Below are 20,748 nucleotides of genomic sequence, written 5' to 3'. Positions count from 1 at the left end.
GAGTCTCCGCTCCACTTAAACTTCGAATAAAGATTCGTCCGGTAGACAAGTCCGGACCTCGTAGGTCCCATGCCGCTACGGCAGGGAATCCAGTTCACGTCACGGGTGCAGTCCGCATGGCCAGCGACGCGGAGTCCTCATCCCTCCCCGCCGAGGATTACCAGGCGATCGAGGATGCCGTCATGGAGACGGCGAGGGGTCGTTGGTTCCTCGCGGAATTCGCCCGCCGGAACCGAGTCGCCGAAACCGCCGCCATCACCGCCACGCTGGAACGTCTCGAGCGGCTGATCAAGCGGGAACGACAGGTTCCCGACATCGACCGCATCCGCCTCGACCTCGCCGACATGGCCGAGGCGATCTCCCGCACCAAGCAGGAGATCGCGCAGATGAAGTTCGAGACCGACGAGGGCGGCCGTTTCGCCATGGCCTCGAACGAGCTCGACGCCATCGTCAGCCAGACCGAGCAGGCCACCAACGACATCCTGCTGAACGCCGAGCAGGTGCAGGAACTCGCATGGACCTTGCGCGAGGAAGGCGTGGACGGGGCTCTCTGCGACCGCCTCGACCAGTCCGCGACCGACATCTACACGGCCTGCTCCTTCCAGGACCTCACCGGCCAGCGAACCCGCAAGGTCGTCACGGTGCTGCGCTACGTCGAGAGCCGGATCAACTCGATGATCGGCATCTGGGGCATGGACGCCCTGACCGACATCGACATCGTTCCCGACGCGCAGGCCCAGGCCGACCAGCGGCCCGACGCGCACCTCCTGAACGGCCCTGCGCTCGTCGGCCAGGGCATCGACCAGTCCGCGGTCGACGACCTGATGGGGGACGGAGGCACGGACGCCGCGCCTGCGGCCGCCCCGCCCGGTCCGGACGCTGCGGACGGCTATTCGGGTCTCGTGATCGAGGACGACGTCGGGATCGTCGTGCCGGTGGAGACCGAGCCGGCCGGCGCCCGCGCGGACGTCTTCGCGCCCGCCGCGGCCGATGTCTTCGCCGCCCGCCCGGTCGAGGACACGCCCGACGTTTTCGCCGCCGCCGGGGAACCCGGGCCGGCCGCCGACGTCTTCGCGGACGCCGACGTCTTCGCACCGGCCGCGCCCCTCGCCCCGAAACGCAGCCGCACCGCTCGCTCGCGCCCGGCCACGGTCGGCAACACCGCCCTCGCGGTCGCGCCGGACGCCGAGGCCGTGGCGGCGGTCGCCGAGGAACCGGCGCTCGCCGTCGTGGCGAACGAGGACCCGATCGCGGTCCTCTCGGCCGAGGACCGCCTCCTCACCTTCGGCTGAACCCGGCGGGCCTCCGGGGCCGGCCGGCGGTCAGCCGACCGCGCGCGCCAGCGTGGTGCCGTCGATGTTGCCGCCCGACAGCACGATCGCGACCGTCTTGCCCGTCAGGTCGACCTTGCCGGTCAGCGCCGCCGCGAGCGCCACGGCCCCGCCGGGCTCGACCACGAGCTTCAGCTCCCGCGCCGCGAAGGCGACCGCCTGGAGCGCTTCCGCGTCGGTCACCACCAGTCCGCGCGTCACCCGCTCCCGGTTGATCGCGAAGGACATCACCCCCGGCATGGGCGTCAGCAGAGCGTCGCAGATCGATCCCGAGGTCCGGGCGTTGCCGACCCGCTCGCCCGCCGCGAAGGACCGGGCCTGGTCGTCGAAGCCGGCCGGCTCGACCGGGTAGATCTGCGCGTCCGGGGCGGCCGCCTTGACGGCGAGCGCGACGCCGGCCGTCAGCCCGCCGCCGCCGCAGCACACCAGCACCACGTCCGGCTTCAGCCCGAGTCGCGCCATGTCCTCGACGATCTCGAGCCCGACCGTCCCCTGCCCGGCGATGACGTGGAAATTCTCGAAGGGGTGGACGAGCGTCGCCCCCTTCTCGGCCGCGAGCCTTTCGGTCAGTGCGTCCCGGTCCTCGGTCGCCCGGTCGTACTCGACGACGGTCGCGCCGTAGCCCTGGGTCCGCTCCTTCTTGAGCGCCGGGGCGTCGGACGGCATCACGATGGTGGCCGGCAGGCCCAGGAGTTCGGCCGCGGCCGCGACGCCCTGCGCGTGGTTGCCGGACGAGCAGGCGACCACCCCGGCCGCCCGCGCCGCCTCCGGGATGCGCGAGACCGCGTTGTAGGCGCCGCGGAACTTGAACGAGCCCGTCCTCTGCAGGCATTCCGGCTTCAGGAACACCCGCCCGCCGGTCAGGCGGTCGAGGGCCGGCGACGTCAGGAGCGGCGTGCGCACGGCCTCGCCGCGAATGCGTTCGGCGGCGTCGCGCACGTCCTCGGGGGTCGGCAGGGTCGGCACGGCGGTCATGGCGGGTCCTCCGGTTGTGACCTGCCGGGTTATCAGGGCCCGCCGCCCGCGGCAAGGAAGCCGAGCCCCGCGCGGACCTCCGGCTCCGCAGGTAGGCCATGCATGCGGCGGAGGCTCAAAGATTCCTCGGACCATTGCCTCCCCGCCGCCCCTCGCGCATGATCCGCCCCCGCCACCGGCCCCCTTCGACGGCGGGCCGGGAGACAACGACAAGGGAGAACAGGAATGAAGCTCGTCCGTTTCGGGCCGAAGGGCGCCGAGAAGCCGGGGATCGTCGCTGCCGACGGGTCCATCCGCGACCTCTCCGGGAAGGCGGCCGACTTCGCCGATGCCGGCCTGACCATCGAGGCGATCGAGCGCATCCGCGCCCTCGACCCGATGTCCCTGCCGAAGGCGCCGGACGGCGTGCGCATCGGCTCCTGCGTGGCCCGCACCGGCAACTTCCTCGCCGTGGGCCTCAACTACGCCGACCACGCCGCCGAGAGCGGGCTGCCCGTGCCGAAGGAGCCCGTGCTCTTCAACAAGGCGCCGAACTGCCTCGCCGGCCCCGACGACGACGTCGTCCTGCCGCCCGGCTCGGTGAAGTCCGACTGGGAGGTCGAGCTCGCCATCGTGATCGGCCGGACCGCCTACCGGATCGACGAGAAGGACGCCATGGCCCACATCGCCGGCTTCTGCGTCTGCAACGACCTGTCCGAGCGAGAGTGGCAGATCGAGGGCACCGGCCAGTGGATGAAGGGCAAGTGCGCCCCCGGCTACGGCCCGCTCGGCCCCTGGCTGGTCACCCCCGACGAAGTCGGCGACGTCCAGGCTCTCGACATGTTCCTGGACCTCAACGGCCGGCGCGTCCAGAAGGGCTCGACCCGCACCATGGTGTTCGGCGCCGCCTATTGCGTGGCCTACATCTCGAAGTTCATGCAGCTCGACCCCGGCGACGTCATCACCACCGGCACCCCGCCCGGCGTCGGCCTCGGCATGAAGCCGCCGGTCTACCTGAAGGCCGGCGACACCATGCACCTCGGCATCGAGAAGCTCGGCGAGCAGAGGCAGAAGGTGGTCGCCTCCGCCGTTTGAGACGGCCTCCGCGCGGGGGCGAGGTCAGGGCACCTCGTCCCAGCGCTGCGGCGCCAGGTTGCCGCCGAGCGGCGCGATGAACACCGCGCTGCCATCGTCGGTGGCGTCGATCGCATGCAGGGCGGAGGCGGACGAGCCCGGCGGCAGCGCCATCGGCCATTGCACGGCGGGCCGGCATCCGGACGGGACCGGCAGCGGCGCCGAACAGGTCGGGCTCACGTCGAAGCCCGAGATCGTACCGACCCCCGTGAAGGTGGTGGTGCTCGCCGACACCCAGAGCCGCCAGGACGTCGCCAACGGCTGTCCGCGCAACGCGATGCCGTAGACGCCCAGGTCGCCGAAGCACTGGAGCTCCTGCAGGAACGTCCCGTCGGTCCGGATGATCTGGACGCGGTGGTTGAGGGCGTCGGCGACATAGACCCGGTCGCAGGAATCCACCGCGATGGCGTGCGGGAGATTGAACTCCTTCTCGCCCGTGCCCGGCTGGTTGCCCGGCGCCGACCAGACGCTCCGCACGACGCCCGTCGCCGGCTCGATCGACAGGACGCGGTTGTTGAGCCCGCTGACGTCCCCGTCGGTCACCCACATGAGCCCCGAGCGGTCGAATCCGACGTCCGTCACCTTGTCGAACTGGACCGGATCGAGCCCGGAGCCCTGGCTCGTCTGGCCGCACCGGCCGACGCTGCCCTGGTAGACGCCCGACAGGGTGAACCTCTTGAGGCAGTGCCCGAAGCCGGTGCCGGCCGGGTTGGGCGGCGCCATGTCGGTCACCCAGGCGAAGGTGGTGCCGCCCGGCGTGGTCTGGAACCGGATCGAATGGGGATCACCGAGCTGGTCGGTCGCCCAGGACGCCAGGAAGTTTCCCGCCTGGCCCCAGATCGACACCGCAGGAGTCCCTCGTTGGACCATGAACAGGAGGTCCGTCCCCGGCAGCCGGGTCATCCAGCTCACGTTCTGGAAGCCGAAGGTCCCCTGCTGCGGAAACGTGCGGTCCTGGACGTATTCACCGCCGGCCCGCGCCGGTCCCCCCGCCACCAGGAGCGCCGCCGCGACCGCCGCCGCACTCCAGGCCCTGCGTGTACCCCCCGCCGCCGGTTGCCCCGGCTCCGCCCCGATCATGATCCGCCTCCCCGTCCGATGCCGCCCGATCCTCCTCGCGCTCACGTCGTGCTCGCGATCGGCGACCCGGCGACCCGTCCCGGAACCCGCCGGGCGGGCGCGGCCCGAGCCTCGGGGGGAACCTTGCACAGGGCCGGCAACGCGTAGAATTCGGCAGGAAACCAGACCGGAGACTCCTGGTAGAGGTAGTAGTCGGCGAGGGCGAGGCTCGTGCCCCCCTCCGCGATGGTCGACGCCGATTCCATGAACGTCACGGGACGGGCATGCGACCCGTCCGAGCCCGGAAACGGGCTGTACCAAGTCCAGAGATACCGGCCCTGCGGATACTCCGCGGTCGGCGGAAAGAGAACCGAGATGATGTTGGTCACCTGCCCCGGCGAGAGCACCGGATTGTCGGTCACCGACGCGTGGATGGTCCCCTGCACCGCGGGAATCCGAGCCCAGTCGGGCGGTTGCTGGCCGAGGCCGATGTTGCTGCAGGACAGCACGACGGGGACCGGGTAGCCCCGCTGCAGGAAGAAGATCTCGTTGTAGATGTAGCCCGATCCGGCATAGGGCGGGGGCTGGGTCCCGGCCGGCGCGACTCCGTAGAGGAGCGCCACCTGATCCTGGATGCCCGCCTCCGGATTGTACTCGTAGGACATGATCGTCGCCTGCGCCCGGTCGGTCGCCTCGCGGTAGGAGCCGTCCGGTTTCCACTGGTAGAGCACGACCGTCGGCAGCGGCAGGCTGGCGGAATCGACCGGCGTCATGATCGTGGTCATGAAGAAGCAAGAGTTCCAGACCACGAGCTTCTGCCCGCCGGGGTTGCCGGCCTGGAACCCCTGAATCGCCGGGTCGACCCACGTGTCGACGTTCGGGGTCGGGGTGCCGGCGAAGGTCGGGAAATACGTGAAGGAGAAGTTCTGGAAGAAGGCGAGTTGGGCGGGGTCTCCCTTCACCGGAGAGGCCGGCGCCGCCCCGAACATCATCCGGAACGGCAGCCCGGTCGTCGAATCGAACCAGATCCAGGTCGTCGCGTTGGAGCCCGCGACGGGCTGCTTCCACCAGTCGACCTCCTGGGCCGCCATCCAGTTGAGGGCCCCGGTCTGGAAGTACGAAGCGCCCGCCCCGAGCCAACTCGTCCCCGGGAGCGTCCAGCCCATGTCGACGGCCGTCCAGGTCGCCCCGCGATCGAGCGAGACCACGGTCCCCGAGGGCGTGATCTTGTACCACCACGTGCCGTAGTCGAGGCCGACCACACGCACGGACAGGACCTGCCCCTCGATATAGCCGACGAAGGCGAGGCACATCTGGAAGAAGGGCGTGTTGCGCGGATCGTTCGCGGGCGGCGGACTGTAGGCGTGCAGGAGCGCGGTGCACTCCCAGCCGGAGGGGAGTACGGGCGGGGCCGACACGTCCTTGCTGCACAGGGTCGGCGGCTTCGCGATTTGGAACGTGCCATGCGTGAAGTCGGCCATGCCGGGTCCTCCTCCCGCGAACGGCCCTGTCGCGGCGCTCGGACCAGGCGACCCGTCACGGACTTAGAGGACCCTAGATTGTATAGATCGGTATTGCAACTATTAATCGTGTACGTGCACGCCATCACGGCAGGCGTGCGGACGAGCTCGACAGACCTACCCATCCCGCGCGGCGAGGAACACGCCCTGGGTGATCCGCAGCCAGCCGCCGGTCCGCGCCCGCGCGGCCCGGTAGCTGTCGACGACCTCCTTCGACAGGGCGTCCTTCGCGGCGATCTCGCTCATCAGGTCGTCGGCGATGCGGGACGCCGCCGCGAGCACGTCGGCCGGCATGGCCTTGACCTGGACGCCGTGGGTGCCCTTCAGCACCTCCAGGCTCTGGGCGTTGTTCCACTCCGCGAGGGTCAGCGCCGTGGCGTGCTCGAGCCGGCAGGCCGCGGCGACGATCTCGCGCAGGTCGGCGGGCAGCGCCTCGAGCGCCTTCAGCGAGACGATCGCCTCGCCCGTGCCGTTCGGCTTGTTGAAGCCCGGACCGTAGTAGAGCTTGGTCACCTTGTGGTAGCCGAAGGCCGCGTCCGACCAGGGCGCCAGGACCTCGGCGGCGTCGACCACGCCGGCCTGCAGCGCCGGCAGGACCTCGCCGGTCGGCAGTGACACGGGCGTCGCGCCGAGCCTTCGGAACACCTCCCCGCCGAGCCCGACGATGCGGATCTTCAGCCCCTTCACGTCGTCGAGCGACGCGATCTCGCGCCTGTACCAGCCCGCCATCGAGAAGCCGGTGTTGCCGCCCATGTAGGGCTGCACGCCGAAGGGCCGGTACAGCTTCTCCCAGAGCGCCTGGCCGCCGCCCTGCTCGACCCAGATCATGTGCTCGAGCGGCGTCAGCCCGAAGGGCGCGGTCGTGTAGAAGGGCGCCGCCGGCATCTTGCCCTGCCAGTAGATCGCCGCCGTGTGCGCCATCTCGGCTGTCCCGCCCGCGACCGCGTCGAACGCCTCAAGCGCCGGCACGAGTTCCCCGGCCGCATAGACCTTCACGGTCAGCCGCCCGTCCGAGAGCTTGCCGATCGAGGCGGCGAGCCGCTCCGCCGAGACCCCCGGCCCGGGGAGGTTTTTCGGCCAGGACGTGACCATCTTCCACTCCGCCAGCCCCTTGGCGAGCGCGGGCGCGGCGAGCGGCGCGGCGGCGAGAAGGCCGGCGGCCCCGAGCAGGGAACGGCGGGCGAGCTTGGCGTCCGTCATGTCAGGCTTCCGGTCCCTTCCAGAGCGCATGGAAATGGTGCAGCGGCCCGTGCCCCGACCCGATCTTCAACCGGTCGGCCGCACGGATGGCGCGGGTCACGTAGTCCTTCGCCTCGGCGACCGCCGACTCCAGCGGCACGCCGAGCGCCAGTCCCGCCGCGATCGCCGAGGAGAGCGTGCAGCCGGTGCCGTGCGTGTTGCGCGTCGGGTGCCGCGGCGCGCGGTACCAGCGATGCCCCGTGGCGGAGACGAGCAGGTCGGCGCTCTCCGGCCCCTGACCGTGCCCGCCCTTGAGCAGCACCGCCTCGGGACCCATGGCCAGGATGCGGCGCGCCTGGTCCAGCATCTCCGCCTCGCTGGCCGCCGCGGCCTCGCCGAGGATCCGCCCCGCCTCCGGCAGGTTCGGCGTCACCAGCCCCGCGCGCGGGATCAGCACCGCCCGCAGCGTCTCGACCGCCTCGGGGACCAGGAGGCTCGCCCCGCTGGCCGCCACCATCACCGGGTCTAGCACGACGCGCGCCGGCTTCCAGCGGTCGAGACCGCCCGCGACCGCCCGGATCACCTCCGGGCGCGACAGCATGCCGATCTTCACGGCGTTGACGGCGAGGTCCGAGAAGACAGCGTCCATCTGCTCGCGCACGAACTCCGGCGGCACGTCGTGGATGCCGGTCACGCCCAGCGTGTTCTGCGCGGTCAGGGCCGTGATGACGCTCGCCCCGTAGACGCTGAGCGCCGAGAAGGTCTTGAGGTCGGCCTGGATGCCGGCGCCGCCGCCCGAATCCGAGCCCGCGATGGTGAGCGCGATCGCCGTCACGGCTGACCTCCCCGCCCCTTCTCGACCTCCATCCGGAGATCCCGCGCCGCCGCCCCGGGATCGGTTGCCGCCATGATGGCGGAGACGACCGCGATGCCCCTGGCCCCGGCCCCGAAGACGCCGGCGACCTCTCCGAGCCCGATGCCCCCGATCGCCACCACCGGCAGGTCCGTCATCCGGACGACCGCTGCGAGGCCCTCCGGCCCGATCGCCGCGCCGGCGTCCGCCTTCGTGGCGGTCGACCGGACGGGCCCCGTGCCGAGATAGTCGACCGAGCCCAGGCTGCCCGCCGACGCCGCGAACTCCACGGGCGAGCCGACCGACAGGCCGACGATCCTGTCCGGCCCGAGGAGCCGGCGCACGTCGGCCGGCGCCATGTCGTTCTGCCCGACATGCACCCCGTCAGCGTCCGCCGCCAGCGCCACGTCCACCCGGTCGTTGAGGATGAGCGGGATGCCGCGAGGCGCCAGGATCTGCTTGAGAAAACGGGCCTGCTCGACCAGGACCCGGGTCGGAGACACCGGGTCGCGCAACTGCACCATCGTGACCCCGCCCTCGATCGCGGCCTTCACGGTGTCGACCACGCCGCGCGGCCCGGCCAGCACCGGATCGGTCACCAGGTAGAGGCGGAGGTCGAACAGATGTCTCACGTCGTGATCTCCTCGATGGAAGCGTTGCGGGCGAGGTCGCGGGCGTCGAGACCCAGGAGCGCGTCGCAGAGCTCCGCCGGCAGGTGCCCCGCCCCGCGGCAGCGTTCGCCGGCGATCCGGCCCGCCGCCGCGTAGACCGCCAGGGCCGAGACCGTTCCCTCGTAGGCGGGCGCCACCGCCGCGAAGGCGGCCACCACCCCGGAGAGCGCGCAGCCGAGCGCCGTGGAGAGCGGCATCAGCATGTGGCCGCCCCGGATCGCTGCCGCCCGGACCCCGTCCGTCACGTAGTCGACCTCGCCCGTGACGGCCACGACCGCGCCGGAGGCCCGCGCCAGGTCCAGGGCCGCATCGATGGCTGCGTCCGAGCCGGCGATCGAATCCACCCCCCGGCTCGCCCCGGACGAGCCCGCGAGGCTCAGGATCTCGCCGGCGTTTCCGCGCACGACGGACGGCTTCAGCGCCAGGAGCGCCGTCGCGGCCTCGGTGCGCAGCCGCGTCGCGCCGGCCGCGACCGGGTCCAGGACCCAGGGCTTGCCGCTTGCCCGCGCCGTGGCGGCCGCCGCCTTCATGGCGGCGATCCAGGGCGTCGACAGCGTGCCGATGTTCACGACGAGGCTGTCCGCGATCCCGGCGAACTCCTCCACCTCCTCGCCCGCATGCACCATCGCCGGCGAGGCGCCGAGCGACAGGAGCACGTTGGCCGAGACGGTCATCGCCACGTAGTTGGTGATGGCGTGGACCAGCGGCCGGCGTGCGCGCACCGCCTCCAGGTCCAGCCAGGCGCGTTCGATCGGCGTCATGACAGTCTCGCCCTTTCCCGGATGGTGTCCGCGTCGAGCCCGTAGAGGGCGTCGAGGATCGCGATTGCGAAGGAGCCCGGGCCGCGCGCCGTCTCCGCCGCGACCTCGCCGGCGATGCCCATGACGACCAGCGCGGCCGTGGCCGCCACGAGCGCGTCGGGCTCGACGGCGCGGAAGGCCGCGGCGACCGCGGTGCCCGCGCAGCCCATGGCGGTGACCCGGTCCATCATCGGATGCCCGTTGCCGACCCGCGCGAGCCGCCGGCCGTCCGTCACGATGTCCACCGGACCCGAGAGGGCGAGCGTCGTCAGGTGTTCGACCGCGAAGGCGCGGGCCTGCGCCTCGCCCGGCGCGTCGGACCCGAACCCCACGAACTCCGCATGGTTCGCCCGCACGAAGTCCGGCTCCATGCCGAGGAGATGGGTCGCGAAGGCCAGGCGCGGCGGCGAGATGTCGACCTTGACGGGGTCGAGCACCCACGGGACGCCCATCTCGCGGGCGACCTCCACGGCCGTGAGGCTCGCCTCCCGCCGGGCGCGGTCGAGGATGCCGAGATTGACGAGGAGGCTTCCCGAGACGGCGATGAAGGCCGCGATCTCCTCAGGCGCCGAGGTCATCGACGGCGCCGCGCCGACTGCCAGGAGCATGTTGGCCGTGTAGGTCTGGGCAACCGGATTGGTGATCACCTGCACGCGCGGCCGGCGCGCGCGCACGGCCTCCAGCGTGGCGGCGACCCGGTCGGCGTCGACGGGGTGGTCCTGGGCCGAAGAGGTCATGCGCGCTCCTCCCGCTGGACGGGCTGCGCATCGGACGGGACGGGCAAGGCTGGACGGCGCCGCATCTCAAATCCCTCCGCCGGCATGACCCGGATCAGGTTCGTGGAGTTGGCGGTCCGCCTCTCAGCCCGGCTTTTTCCGCCGGGCACCCCCATGAGACAGCTGTGCACTTAGGTTCGCGCTCTCCGATTGGCAAGCGGAAAATGCCGGCCCGCCCTTGAAAGTCATCATTCCGTAACCATTTCAGGATCACGATGCGCTCGGGGATGACGTCCCCCGAGACGTGAGAAGGGCGTCGAACGGATTGACCGCGGATGTACCGGCAGTCCGGTCCGCACCTTCGGACGAGCGAGCGGGCCAAAGCCCGCTCGTTTTCGTTTCAGGGCAGGCTTTACGGCGGCCCCTTGCCCCGGCCCGCGCCCCTGGTGCATCGTCGCGCCCGACAGAACAGCGCGAGGCGCCCATGAAGCCCTTCTTCGTCCTCATCAAATGCAATCTCGGCCGTGCCTACGAGGTCGCGACCGCGCTCGCCGACGCGGAAATCGCCTCCGAGATCTACTCGATCGCCGGCGACCACGACCTCATCGCCAAGTTCTACATCGAGGACGAGACCGACATCGGCCGCTTCGTCAACGAGAAGGTCCATCATATCCCGGGCATCCAGGACACCAAGACGCTGATCACCTTCAAGGCGTTCTGAGCCCGTTACACGCCCGCCCGTCCCGGCGGCCCGGTCCGGCCCCGCCGCGCGCCGGGCCGCCCCGCCGCACTTCCGGCCGTTTCCGCTTCCCCCGGCCCGCGAATTTCCACCCCGCCGGCGCCCTTTCGCCCCGATCGGCCGAAAAACCTGTCGACGCCCTTGCCCGTCCGGAGGAGTGTCGCCCATGCTGTCGATCGCAACGCTCGGACCCGAGATCTTCCAGATGCCCGAAGCCGTCGACCTCGCCTTCGCCGACCTCGTCGAACATGCGCGCGCGATCGAGCCGCTGCACATGCGAGACCTCTTCGCCGCCGATCCCGAGCGCTTCGCCCGCTTCTCCGCCCGGCAGGGCGACCTGCTCCTCGACTATTCCAAGAACCGCATCGCCCCGACCACGATGGAACTCCTCGTCGAGCTCGCCCGTGCGGCCGACCTGGAGGACTGGCGCGACCGGATGTTCGCCGGCGAGCCGATCAACCTCACCGAGGGCCGCGCCGTCCTGCACGTGGCCCTGCGCAACCGCTCGGCCCGGGCCGTGATGGTCGAGGGCCGCGACGTGATGCCGGACGTCACCGACGTTCTCGTCCGCATGGGGGCCTTCGCGGAGGCGGTCCGCTCCGGGGCCGTCCGCGGCTCGACCGGCAAGGCCTTCACGGATGTCGTCAACATCGGCATCGGCGGCTCGGACCTCGGCCCCGCGATGGTGACCCTGGCGCTCGCCCCCTATCACGACGGCCCCCGCGTCCATTTCGTCTCGAACGTCGACGGCGCCCACATCCACGACACGCTGAAGGGGCTCGACCCGGAGACGACGCTCTTTATCGTCGCCTCGAAGACCTTCACGACGCTCGAGACCATGACCAACGCCGCGACGGCCCGCGCCTTCGCGGCCGGCCGGCTCGGCGAAGAGGCGATCCCCGCCCACTTCGCCGCGATCTCGACCGCGATCCCGAAATGCCGCGCCTTCGGCATCCCGGAGGACCGCATCTTCGGATTCTGGGACTGGGTCGGAGGGCGCTACTCCGTCTGGTCCGCCATCGGCCTGCCGGTCGCCATCGCGATCGGATCGGAGCGCTTCGAGCAGTTCCTGGCCGGCGGCCACGCCATGGACGAGCACTTCCGCACCGCACCCCTGGCCGAAAACCTGCCGGTCATCCTCGGCCTCCTGGGCGTCTGGTACCGCAACGTCCTCGGCTTCGCCTCCCACGCGGTCATCCCCTACGACCAGCGCCTCGCCCGCTTCCCCGCGCACCTCCAGCAGCTCGACATGGAATCGAACGGCAAGAGCGTGCGCCGCGACGGCCGCATGGTCGCCCGCGAGACCGGCCCGGTGGTCTGGGGCGAGCCCGGCACCAACGGCCAGCACGCCTTCTTCCAGCTGATCCACCAGGGCACCGACCCGGTCCCGGTCGACTTCCTCCTCGCCGCGGAGCCGCACGAGCAGCTCTCCGACCACCACGCCAAGCTGGTCGCCAACTGCCTCGCCCAGTCCGAGGCGCTCATGCGCGGCAAGACCGCCGACGAGGTGCGCGCCGAGCTCTCCGCCGCCGGCCTCGACCCCGACGCCGTCGCGGCCCTCGCGCCCCACAAGGTGTTTCCGGGCAACCGCCCCTCCAACACCCTCCTCTACCGCCGCCTCGACCCGGAGACTCTCGGCCGCCTGCTCGCCCTCTACGAGCACAAGGTCTTCGTCCAGGGCGTGATCTGGGACGTCAACTCCTTCGACCAGTGGGGCGTCGAGCTCGGCAAGCAGCTCGCCACCGAGCTCCTCCCCGTCGTCAAGGGCGAGAAGCCCGCCGACGGCCGCGACGCCAGCACCGCCGGCCTGGTCGCGCATTTCCGGGCGCTGCGGGGATAGGACCTGTCGCGGCCGCCCGCCGGCGGCGGCCGCGCGCCTCCCCGCGGACGACGACCCAGCTTTGCGCCGGATCGTCCCCGCCCCGTCTGGCGCCGGCCCCGAGCCCCCGCTAGATTGCTCCGACAAAAGACCCCTTTGGAGGAGTGCCCCCGTGACCGAGATGACAGCCCCGGCCAAGTTCGGCCTCGGAGCCTCGATCCAGCGAATCGAGGACCAGACCCTCATCACCGGCAAAGGCCGCTACACCTCGGACATCACGCCCGCCGGGACCGTGACCGGCTACGTCCTGCGCTCCGCCATGGCGCATGCCCGCTTCACGCTCTCCGGCGTCGAGGACGCCCGCTCGGCCCCCGGCGTGCACCTCGTCCTGACCGCCGACGACATCGCCGACGTCATGGAGGACATCCCCTGCAAGGGCATCGTGCGCGAGGTGAACGGCAAGTGGCCGTGGATCCCGCCGCGCCCGGTCTTGAACCTCTCCACGGTGCGCCACGTCGGCGACCCGATCGCCTTCATCGTCGCCGACACGCTGAACGACGCGAAGTCCGCCGCCGAGATGATCGAGGTCGACTACGTGCCCCTGGACGTGGCGGTCGAGACCCGCAGTGCGCTCGATCCCGACACCCCGGTAGTCTGGCCCGAGAAGGGCACCAACCTCGCCTTCGAGTATTTCCTGGGCGACAAGGCCAAGGCCGACGCCGCCTTCGCGTCCGCGGCGAAGACGGTCTCCCTCGAGGTCGTGAACAACCGCCTCGTCGTCAACTACATGGAGACCCGCGCCGCCATCGGCGAGTACGACCCGGCCGCCGACCGCTACACCCTGACCGCCGGCACCCAGGGCGGCCACGGCATGCGCGACATCCTGCGCGAGGTCCTCAAGATCAAGCCCTCGCAGCTCCGGGTGATCACCCCCGACGTCGGCGGCGGCTTCGGCCCGAAAACCTTCGTGTTCTCCGAATACCCGCTCGTCCTGCACGCCGCCAAGCTGCTCGGACGCCCGGTGAAGTGGGTCGGCGAGCGCAGCGAGCACTTCCTGACCGACGCCCAGGGCCGCGACAACATCACGGTCGGCGAACTCGCCCTCGACGCCCAGAACCGCATCCTGGGCTACCGGGTCGACCTCGTCGCCAACATGGGCGCCTATCTCAGCCAGTACGGCCCCTTCATCCCCTGGGTCGGCGTCACCATGTCGACCGGCCTCTACGACATCCCGGCGCTGGCCGTGACGGTCCGCGGCGTCTACACCAACACCGTCCCGGTCGACGCCTACCGCGGCGCCGGCCGTCCGGAGGCCGCCTACCTGATCGAGCGCCTGATGGACGTCGCGGCCCGCGACCTCGGCCTCTCGCCCGAGGAGTTCCGCCGCATCAACTTCGTCAAGGCCCTGCCCTACACGACCCAGACCGGCCGCTTCTACGACACCGGCGACTTCCCCGGACACATGAAGGACGGCCTCGCCGCCGCCGGCTTCGGCTCCTTCGAGGAGCGGGCCGCGGAGTCCGCGGCCAGGGGCCGGGTCCGCGGCATCGGCTTCGCGAGCTACATCGAGGCCTGCGCGTTCCCGGGCTCCGAGGAGGCGAACGTCGTCCTCGGCACGGACGGCACCGTGACCCTCTACATCGGCACCCAGACCAACGGCCAGGGCCACGCCACGGCCTACGGCCAGGTCATCGCCGGCTATCTCGGCATCCCGCTCGACAAGGTGAAGACCGTCCAGGGCGACACCGACCAGGTGGCCACCGGCGGCGGTACGGGCGGCTCGCGCTCCATCCCGCTCGGCGTCGCCTCCGTCGACATCGCCTCGAAGGTGCTGGTCGAGAAGATCAAGACGCTGGCGGCCGACAAGCTCGAGACCTCGGCCGGCGACCTGGAACTCGTCGACGGTGCGGTCCGGGTGGTCGGCACCGACCGGTCCGTCACCCTCGCCGAGGTGGCCCAATCCGCTCCCGACGAGGACGCCCGCAAGGGCTACGGCAAGTTCGTACAGGACGAGTGCACCTATCCGAACGGCACGCATGTCTGCGAGGTCGAGATCGACCCGGAGACCGGCAAGGTCGACGTGCTCGGCTACACCGTCATGGACGACTTCGGCGTCACCGTGAACCCGATCCTGCTCGCCGGCCAGGTCCATGGCGGCGTCGCCCAGGGCCTCGGCCAGGCGCTGACCGAGAACACCGTCTACGACGGCACCGGCCAGCTCCTGACCGCCTCCTTCATGGACTACGGCATGCCCCGCGCCGACGACGTGCCGTCGATCGCCTTCAACACCCGCAACATCCCCTCGACCACCAACATGCTGGGCATCAAGGGCGCGGGCGAGGCCGGCACCATCGGGGCGACCCCGGCGGTCGCCAACGCGGTCAACGACGCGCTCTGGCGGGCCTACAAGATCCGCCACCTGGACATGCCCCTGACGCCGCTGCGCGTCTGGGAGGCGATCCGGGCCGCCGGCGGCTGACGGATTTTGGAAGGGGCCCGCAACGGTCCCTTCCACCCCTGCCTCCCGAGCACCGGACCCCGTCGCCGGTGATACCGCCACGGTCAGGGCTTCGTTTCGACCTGTGATGGAATTACAGATCGGATTAACCCACAGATAAGAGGCGGGCGGCACGATCCGGGAAACCAGGAGCCGTCCCGGCCATGCCCGAACGCCGCCAGGAACACCGCCGCAAGGTGCTTCGCTACGCCGTCGCGACCAGCGAGCACCCGCACCACCGTGTCCGCTGCGTCGTCAAGGACCTGAGCGAGGGAGGCGTGCAACTCGTGGGCGAGCACGTCGACGGGTTCGAGGCGGACTTCACGCTCGAGGCGGACTGCTTCGCCAGGCCGGTTCGGTGCCGGGCGATCTGGCGGCGTCATCATGCCCTCGGCGCCAAGTTCCTCGAAGCGCCCGTCCTGCTGGAAGACCTGACCCACGTCCGCCCGGACGCCGTCGCGCCCGGCACGGCGCCGCGGCAGGGCGCTCTGATCCTAGACTGAGCCCCGACCACCGTCCGCGGCTGCGGCGAATTGCTGTCCTGCCGCCAGGGCCCTTGCCGCGCCGCCCGGCTCCGGTCAAACAGGGGCCTGTCGCCCGCCGGACCCTGCTGTCCGCTCAAGGCCGGGGCGGCCCCTCCGGACCCGCCATGAGCCCGATCCGCGGCATTCTCCTGAAACTCGCCTCCACGCTGGTCTTCGCCGGCATGGTCGCCTCAATCAAGGTCGTCGGGGATCGCGTTCCTCCGGGCCAGGTGGTGTTCTTCCGCTCCTTCTTCGCCCTGCCGGTGCTTCTGGTCGTCGGCTGGCAGGACGGCCTCGCCAACGGCTTCGCCACCCGCCGGCCCTTCGCCCACATGCTGCGCTCCTTCTACGGCGTGACCTCGATGTTCATGTGGTTCGCGGCGCTGCAGCTCCTGCCCGTCGCGGACGCGCTGGCGATCTCCTACGCGGCGCCGCTCCTGACCGTGGCGCTGGCCGGCGTCCTGCTCGGCGAGACCGTGCCGCTGCAGCGCTGGATCGCCGTCGCGTTCGGCTTCGCGGGCGTCCTCGTCATGCTCACCCCGCACCTCGGCGGCTTTGGCCGCCTCGGATCGGACACGGCCGCCAAGGGCGCCCTGATCGCGCTCGCCTCGACCATCTTCGTCGCCCTCGCCGGGACCCAGGTCCGCCGCCTGACGCGCACCGAGCGGACGGGCGCCATCGTGATCTGGTTCACGATCGGCTGCACCCTCTTCTCCTTCACCACGATCCCGTTCGGCTGGGTCCTCCCCAGTGGCTTCGACTTCGCCTGCCTCGTCGCCGCCGGCCTCTTCGGAGGGGTCGGCCAGCTCATGATGACCCAGGCCTACCGGCTCGCCGACGCCTCCGTGATCGCCCCTCTGGAATACGCGTCCATGCTCTGGGCGGTCGTCTACGGCTTCTGGCTCTTCGGCGAGGTGCCGGGCGCCACCGTGGTCGTCGGTTCCGCAGTGGTGATCGGCGCCGGCGTCTCGATCGTCATGCGCGAGCACAGCGCCGCCGCGCGCGCGCGGCACACGCCGGCCGACCCCGAGGCCAACTCGTGAGACGGCCTGTCGTCCGATCGACATGGAACGACGGCACGACAGTGCTATGTCTAGCCCAACCGACGACGGGGGAATCGCACCCGTGAACCCGCAGCTCCAGCCCGCCAACGACGTCGCGCCGGTCAAGGTCGGCCCCGGCGCGCTCGTGCTGGTCGTCGGTCCCTCCGGTGCTGGCAAGGATACGTTGATCCGCCTCGCCCGCGACCGGCTCGCCGGGGATCCGGACGTGGTCTTCCCTCGCCGCCTGATCACCCGCGAACCCGACGGGACGGAGGAGAACGACGCCGTTTCGCCGGCCCGCTTCGAGCTCCTCGTCGGGCTCGGCCGCACCGCGCTGCACTGGCAGGCCCACGGCCTCGGCTATGCGGTTCCGGATTCGGCCGACGACGCCGTGGCAGACGGCAAGGTGGTGGTCGTCAACGTCTCGCGCCGCATCGTCCCGGCCGCCCTCGCCAAATACGCAAGGGTCGTGGTCGTGCTGGTAACGGCCCCCGTGGACGTGCTCGCCGACCGGCTCGCTGCGCGCGGGCGCGAGGACCGGGCCTCGATCCTGGAGCGCCTGCAGCGGGCCGCCGATCCCCTGCCCGCCGCCCCCTCGGTGGTGGTCATCCAGAACGTCGGCCCGCCGGAGATCGCGGCCGAGCGGCTCGTCGAGGTCGTCCGCGAGCTCGCGGCCCAGCGGACCTGACCCTCTACTCCGCCGCCCGGCTCTGCCCCGTCATCGCCGCGCCGGCATCGGGCGCGAGCCGCATGAAGACCACGCAGGCGGTCGCCGAGGCGAGCCCGATCAGGGCGAGCGCCACCGAGATGTGCCCACTGGTGGGCTCCGCGCCGTCGGGGGCGACCACGTGCAGGATCATCGCCGCGATCGCCACGCCCGCCGACAGCGAGACCTGCTGGACCATGCTGGTCATCGACGTCGCGCGGCTCATCCGCTCGCGGTCGATGTCGGCATACGCGACCGCGTTGATCGCCGTGAAGCTGAGCGACCGGAAGAAGCCGCCGACGAACAGGATCGTCATCATGATCCAGACCGGCGTCGCCGGCCCCACCAGGGCGACCGACGTGGTGAGCAGGCCCGCCACCGCCGAGGTCAGCACGAGCGTCGTCCGGAAGCCCATCAGGCCGATCAGCGTCTTGGCCCCGAACTTCATCAGCATGGCGGCGGCGGCCGCCACGAAGGTGGTGAGGCCGGACTCGAGCGCCGAGCGGCCGAAGCCGACCTGGAGCTGCAGCGGCAGCAGGAACGGGATGGCGCCGATCCCGAGGCGGAACACGGACCCGCCCAGGATGGCGACGCGGTAGGTCGGGATGCGGAGGAGGTCGAGGTCGATCAGCGGCCGCGCCACCCTGCGCGCATGGCGCACGTAGGCGGCGAGGAAGAGCGCCCCGATCCCCGTCAGCGTCAGGCTGAGCGGCACCGGCATCACGCCGCGCCCGAGCGTCTCGAAGGAGAAGACCCCGACCGCCAGTCCGACCGCCGAGAGCAGGAATCCGGTCGTGTCGAAGGGCGTCCGCTCCTCCTCCCGGATGTGCGGCAGGAAGGCGAGCGCGAGCGCGATGCCGAGCGCCCCGGTCGGCACGTTGATCCAGAACAGCCAGCGCCAGGACGCGTGAGTCGCGATCAGCCCGCCGAGCGGCGGCCCGATCACGGGACCGATCAGGGCCGGCACGGTCAGCCAGGCGAGCGCCGGGATGAGTTCCGCCTTGGGCACCGTCCTGAGCAGGACCAGTCGCCCGACCGGGATCATCATCGCCCCGCCGAGCCCCTGGAAGGCGCGGCCGAGCACGAGCAGGGGCATCGACGGCGCGAGACCGCAGAAGACCGAGCCGCAGACGAACACGCCGATCGCCGTGACGAACACCCGCCGCGCGCCGAACCGGTCCGCCACCCAGCCCGAGGCCGGGATGAAGACCGCCATCGAGATCAGGTAGGCCGTGATGGCGAGGTTGAGCGCCACCGTCGGCACCCCGAGATCCCGCGCCATCACCGGCAGCGCCGTCGCGATGATGGTCGAGTCCAGGTGCTCCATGAAGAGCGCCGCCGCGATGATTAGCGGGACGGTACGGCTGCGCGGCAAGGCCATGAACGGACGCCGGGGATCGAGGTCGGGACGGCGGCCACGCGCGGATCGCGCGTGCCGCCGCCGATTTGTCCGACGCGGACGCGCCGTTGGCAACCCGAATGCACGCGGAGCTGCCCGGTTCCCGGAGCGCGCCCTGCCTCCGCCGAATTGACGAGGCCGCCCCGCCTCAGCGGCTGCAGACCACCTGGACGACTGCACCCTTGAGGGCCGTCGCGATCTCGCCGGCCGTCTTGGTGCCCGCACCGCCCGCGGCCGAAACCGGCACGCCCGACGCGGCCAGGAACTGCGCCGCGACGGCGGCCGAGACCACCTCGTGGGACGCCTCCGGCACGATGCCGGCGACGCGCCGGGTCTCCTGCGCGGCGGCGAAGACGAAGCCCGCCACCGCCCCGGATCGGTCGACTACCGTGGCCCCGACCCCGCCGGGCTGCAGCGGCGTCATGACGCGGAACGCCGCCCGGCCGCCCTCCCGCGCCGGGACGGCTTCGCCCGGCGCCACCACGAGCCCGCCGCCGCTCGCCCGTTCGGTCTGCGCGAGCACGAGCAGCATGTCGGCGATGCCCGGTGCCGAGGCCCGGAACGGGACCGCGGCGGCCGAGGGCGCCTCGCCGTCCAGGAGCGCCAGCCCGGCCTCCTTGTCGATCCGCGCGACCCGCGCCGGCCGCCCCCTGACGGTCACGGCCGTGCAGCCGTCCGCCGCGCGCGCGACCGTCAGCACCCGCCCCGGCGCGACCACGAGGCCGCTCGCCGCCAGGCTCTGCGGCTTGGCGGGCTCGGGCGGCACGGCTGCCGGCCCTGTCGGCCCGCCGCCGGCCACGGGCGGCTGGGGCGCGGCCGCGGAGGCGCCCGGATCGAAGCTGTTGGCGATCGCGACCGCCATCCGGTCGGCGTCGGGCACCGTCTTGTCGTACGTGTAGGTGTAGCCGACGAGGCCGGACGCCGCCTGGCCGTAGCGGGTGTAGAACTTCTTGGCCGCCCCGATCTCGCCGGCGACCACCAGGAAGCTCGGGCGCAGCACCGAATAGGTGACCTTGCGGCCGAGCTGGTCGGCCTTGAGCTGGTCGAACACCGTCTTGAGGTCGAGTTCGGCGATGCGGTCGGTCGCCAGCGTGAAGGCGCCGCCCTTGCGCGCCCAGACGGTGCCGCGCCCCTGCCCGGCCGGCGGCAGGTCGAAGGCCTTGACCGGCAGCCCGAGCTTCACGCCCGTGCGCCCATCCGTCACCACCTGCCAGCCGACGAGCTTGCGCAGCTTGTCGGCCTCCTGGGCGAGTGCGGCCCGCTCCCGTTCCTCCAGGACACCGTCCGGCTTCAGCCGGGCCTTCAGCTCGAAGGCGAGAATCGCGTCGAAGGTGCCCTTGCCGAAGGTCCCGTCCAGGGTGCCCTGGTAGGTCGACGTCCAGACGAGGTCGTCCTGGATCGCCTTGCGGGTTTCCGGCGGCAGCGCGTCCCAGGCGACCTGCGCCGGCGCGATGAGCGGGTTCGGAGCTGGCGAGGGCGGCGGCGGCGGGGGCACCTGGGCGAAGGCTGCGGTGGCGCAAAGCGCGAAGACGGCGGCAGTGGCCCCTGCCCGGAGGAGAAGAGACATGGACGTGAGGACTCCTGGCGCACCCGGGGGAAGTGTTGCACCAGGGATGCAGGTTCGTCGAGTCCGGCAGGGGCGGGGCAGCCCCCGCTTTCGGCATCCGTACTGAACCGGATTGGTCTCGACGCCGCCGATTGCCCCAAGCTCGCCGAAGTCCCGGCTTCCGATCGGTCAGCCCTACGAAATCGGCGCGAAACAATCGCAGCCTAATCCTGTCGGGCCGTTTTCTGGGAGATGCAT

General features: G+C 71.4%; 18 protein-coding genes and 1 riboswitch. Of the genes, 8 read left to right on the top strand and 10 right to left on the bottom strand.

The window, feature by feature from the left end; genetic code table 11:
* Nucleotides 1-116 precede the first annotated feature (116 nt).
* On the top strand, nt 117-1,292 hold the full coding sequence (locus WBG79_RS25600) for a protein phosphatase CheZ (RefSeq protein ID WP_337360076.1): 1,176 nt from the start codon (nt 117-119) through the stop codon (nt 1,290-1,292).
* A gap of 30 nt (nt 1,293-1,322) precedes the next feature.
* Here the strand turns inward: WBG79_RS25600 and WBG79_RS25595 are convergent, their stop codons facing one another.
* The gene (locus WBG79_RS25595; RefSeq protein WP_337360075.1) at nt 1,323-2,306 is read right to left on the bottom strand and encodes a threonine ammonia-lyase; all 984 of its coding nucleotides are present in this window, start codon (nt 2,304-2,306) and stop codon (nt 1,323-1,325) included.
* A gap of 225 nt (nt 2,307-2,531) precedes the next feature.
* Here WBG79_RS25595 and WBG79_RS25590 point away from each other — a divergent pair, with 225 nt between their 5' ends.
* Complete coding sequence (locus tag WBG79_RS25590) at nt 2,532-3,380, top strand: fumarylacetoacetate hydrolase family protein (RefSeq protein WP_337360074.1); 849 nt, start codon at nt 2,532-2,534, stop codon at nt 3,378-3,380.
* A gap of 24 nt (nt 3,381-3,404) precedes the next feature.
* Here the strand turns inward: WBG79_RS25590 and WBG79_RS25585 are convergent, their stop codons facing one another.
* From WBG79_RS25585 to thiM (WBG79_RS25555), 7 genes are all read right to left on the bottom strand, one after another.
* Nucleotides 3,405-4,499: a hypothetical protein gene (locus WBG79_RS25585; RefSeq protein WP_337360073.1), complete on the bottom strand. Its 1,095-nt coding sequence runs from the start codon at nt 4,497-4,499 to the stop codon at nt 3,405-3,407.
* 41 nt (nt 4,500-4,540) lie between these two features.
* A complete protein-coding gene (locus WBG79_RS25580; RefSeq protein ID WP_337360072.1) occupies nt 4,541-5,959 on the bottom strand; it encodes a hypothetical protein in 1,419 nt (472 codons plus the stop codon).
* 156 nt (nt 5,960-6,115) lie between these two features.
* Nucleotides 6,116-7,198 (bottom strand): TRAP transporter substrate-binding protein, encoded by a 1,083-nt coding sequence (locus tag WBG79_RS25575; protein ID WP_337360071.1) that lies wholly within the window; start codon nt 7,196-7,198, stop codon nt 6,116-6,118.
* Nucleotide 7,199: 1 nt separating this feature from the next.
* Complete coding sequence (gene thiD, locus WBG79_RS25570; protein ID WP_337360070.1) at nt 7,200-8,012, bottom strand: bifunctional hydroxymethylpyrimidine kinase/phosphomethylpyrimidine kinase; 813 nt, start codon at nt 8,010-8,012, stop codon at nt 7,200-7,202.
* On the bottom strand, nt 8,009-8,662 hold the full coding sequence (gene thiE, locus WBG79_RS25565; protein WP_337360069.1) for a thiamine phosphate synthase: 654 nt from the start codon (nt 8,660-8,662) through the stop codon (nt 8,009-8,011). The genes thiD and thiE overlap by 4 nt, the downstream gene beginning before the upstream one ends.
* A complete protein-coding gene (thiM, locus tag WBG79_RS25560; RefSeq protein ID WP_337360068.1) occupies nt 8,659-9,462 on the bottom strand; it encodes a hydroxyethylthiazole kinase in 804 nt (267 codons plus the stop codon). Before thiM (WBG79_RS25560) ends, thiE begins: the two co-directional genes overlap by 4 nt.
* Nucleotides 9,459-10,238 carry a hydroxyethylthiazole kinase gene (thiM, locus tag WBG79_RS25555; protein WP_337360067.1) on the bottom strand — a complete coding sequence of 260 codons (780 nt, stop codon included), beginning with the start codon at nt 10,236-10,238 and terminating at the stop codon, nt 9,459-9,461. Before thiM (WBG79_RS25555) ends, thiM (WBG79_RS25560) begins: the two co-directional genes overlap by 4 nt.
* A 53-nt stretch (nt 10,239-10,291) precedes the next feature.
* A riboswitch (TPP riboswitch) is annotated at nt 10,292-10,401 on the bottom strand.
* Nucleotides 10,402-10,701: 300 nt separating this feature from the next.
* On the opposite strand from thiM (WBG79_RS25555), the gene WBG79_RS25550 reads away from it, so the two are divergent.
* The 6 genes from WBG79_RS25550 (at nt 10,702) to phnN (ending at nt 17,527) form a co-directional block, all read left to right on the top strand.
* Nucleotides 10,702-10,938, top strand: a complete 237-nt coding sequence (locus tag WBG79_RS25550) for an Lrp/AsnC ligand binding domain-containing protein (protein ID WP_337360066.1) — start codon at nt 10,702-10,704, stop codon at nt 10,936-10,938.
* Between the two features lie 223 nt (nt 10,939-11,161).
* Nucleotides 11,162-12,796, top strand: coding sequence for a glucose-6-phosphate isomerase (gene pgi, locus WBG79_RS25545; protein WP_443147516.1), 1,635 nt, complete (start codon nt 11,162-11,164; stop codon nt 12,794-12,796).
* A 160-nt stretch (nt 12,797-12,956) separates the two neighbouring features.
* Complete coding sequence (locus WBG79_RS25540; protein WP_337360108.1) at nt 12,957-15,254, top strand: xanthine dehydrogenase family protein molybdopterin-binding subunit; 2,298 nt, start codon at nt 12,957-12,959, stop codon at nt 15,252-15,254.
* Between the two features lie 182 nt (nt 15,255-15,436).
* Nucleotides 15,437-15,775, top strand: a complete 339-nt coding sequence (locus WBG79_RS25535) for a PilZ domain-containing protein (protein WP_337360064.1) — start codon at nt 15,437-15,439, stop codon at nt 15,773-15,775.
* Between the two features lie 146 nt (nt 15,776-15,921).
* Nucleotides 15,922-16,839: a DMT family transporter gene (locus tag WBG79_RS25530; protein ID WP_337360063.1), complete on the top strand. Its 918-nt coding sequence runs from the start codon at nt 15,922-15,924 to the stop codon at nt 16,837-16,839.
* A gap of 82 nt (nt 16,840-16,921) precedes the next feature.
* Nucleotides 16,922-17,527 carry a phosphonate metabolism protein/1,5-bisphosphokinase (PRPP-forming) PhnN gene (gene phnN / locus WBG79_RS25525; RefSeq protein ID WP_337360062.1) on the top strand — a complete coding sequence of 202 codons (606 nt, stop codon included), beginning with the start codon at nt 16,922-16,924 and terminating at the stop codon, nt 17,525-17,527.
* Nucleotides 17,528-17,531: 4 nt separating this feature from the next.
* On the opposite strand, the gene WBG79_RS25520 is transcribed toward phnN, so the two are convergent.
* Nucleotides 17,532-18,926, bottom strand: coding sequence for an MFS transporter (locus WBG79_RS25520; protein ID WP_337360061.1), 1,395 nt, complete (start codon nt 18,924-18,926; stop codon nt 17,532-17,534).
* Between the two features lie 166 nt (nt 18,927-19,092).
* Nucleotides 19,093-20,511 carry a peptidoglycan-binding protein gene (locus tag WBG79_RS25515; protein ID WP_337360060.1) on the bottom strand — a complete coding sequence of 473 codons (1,419 nt, stop codon included), beginning with the start codon at nt 20,509-20,511 and terminating at the stop codon, nt 19,093-19,095.
* Nucleotides 20,512-20,748 lie beyond the last annotated feature (237 nt).

The sequence above is a fragment of the Prosthecomicrobium sp. N25 genome (genome assembly GCF_037203705.1).
In the GTDB taxonomy this organism is placed as follows: Bacteria; Pseudomonadota; Alphaproteobacteria; order Rhizobiales; family Ancalomicrobiaceae; genus Prosthecodimorpha.
Note: the sequence above shows the minus strand (reverse complement) of the source record. Positions and strands in the feature narration are given on the sequence as shown.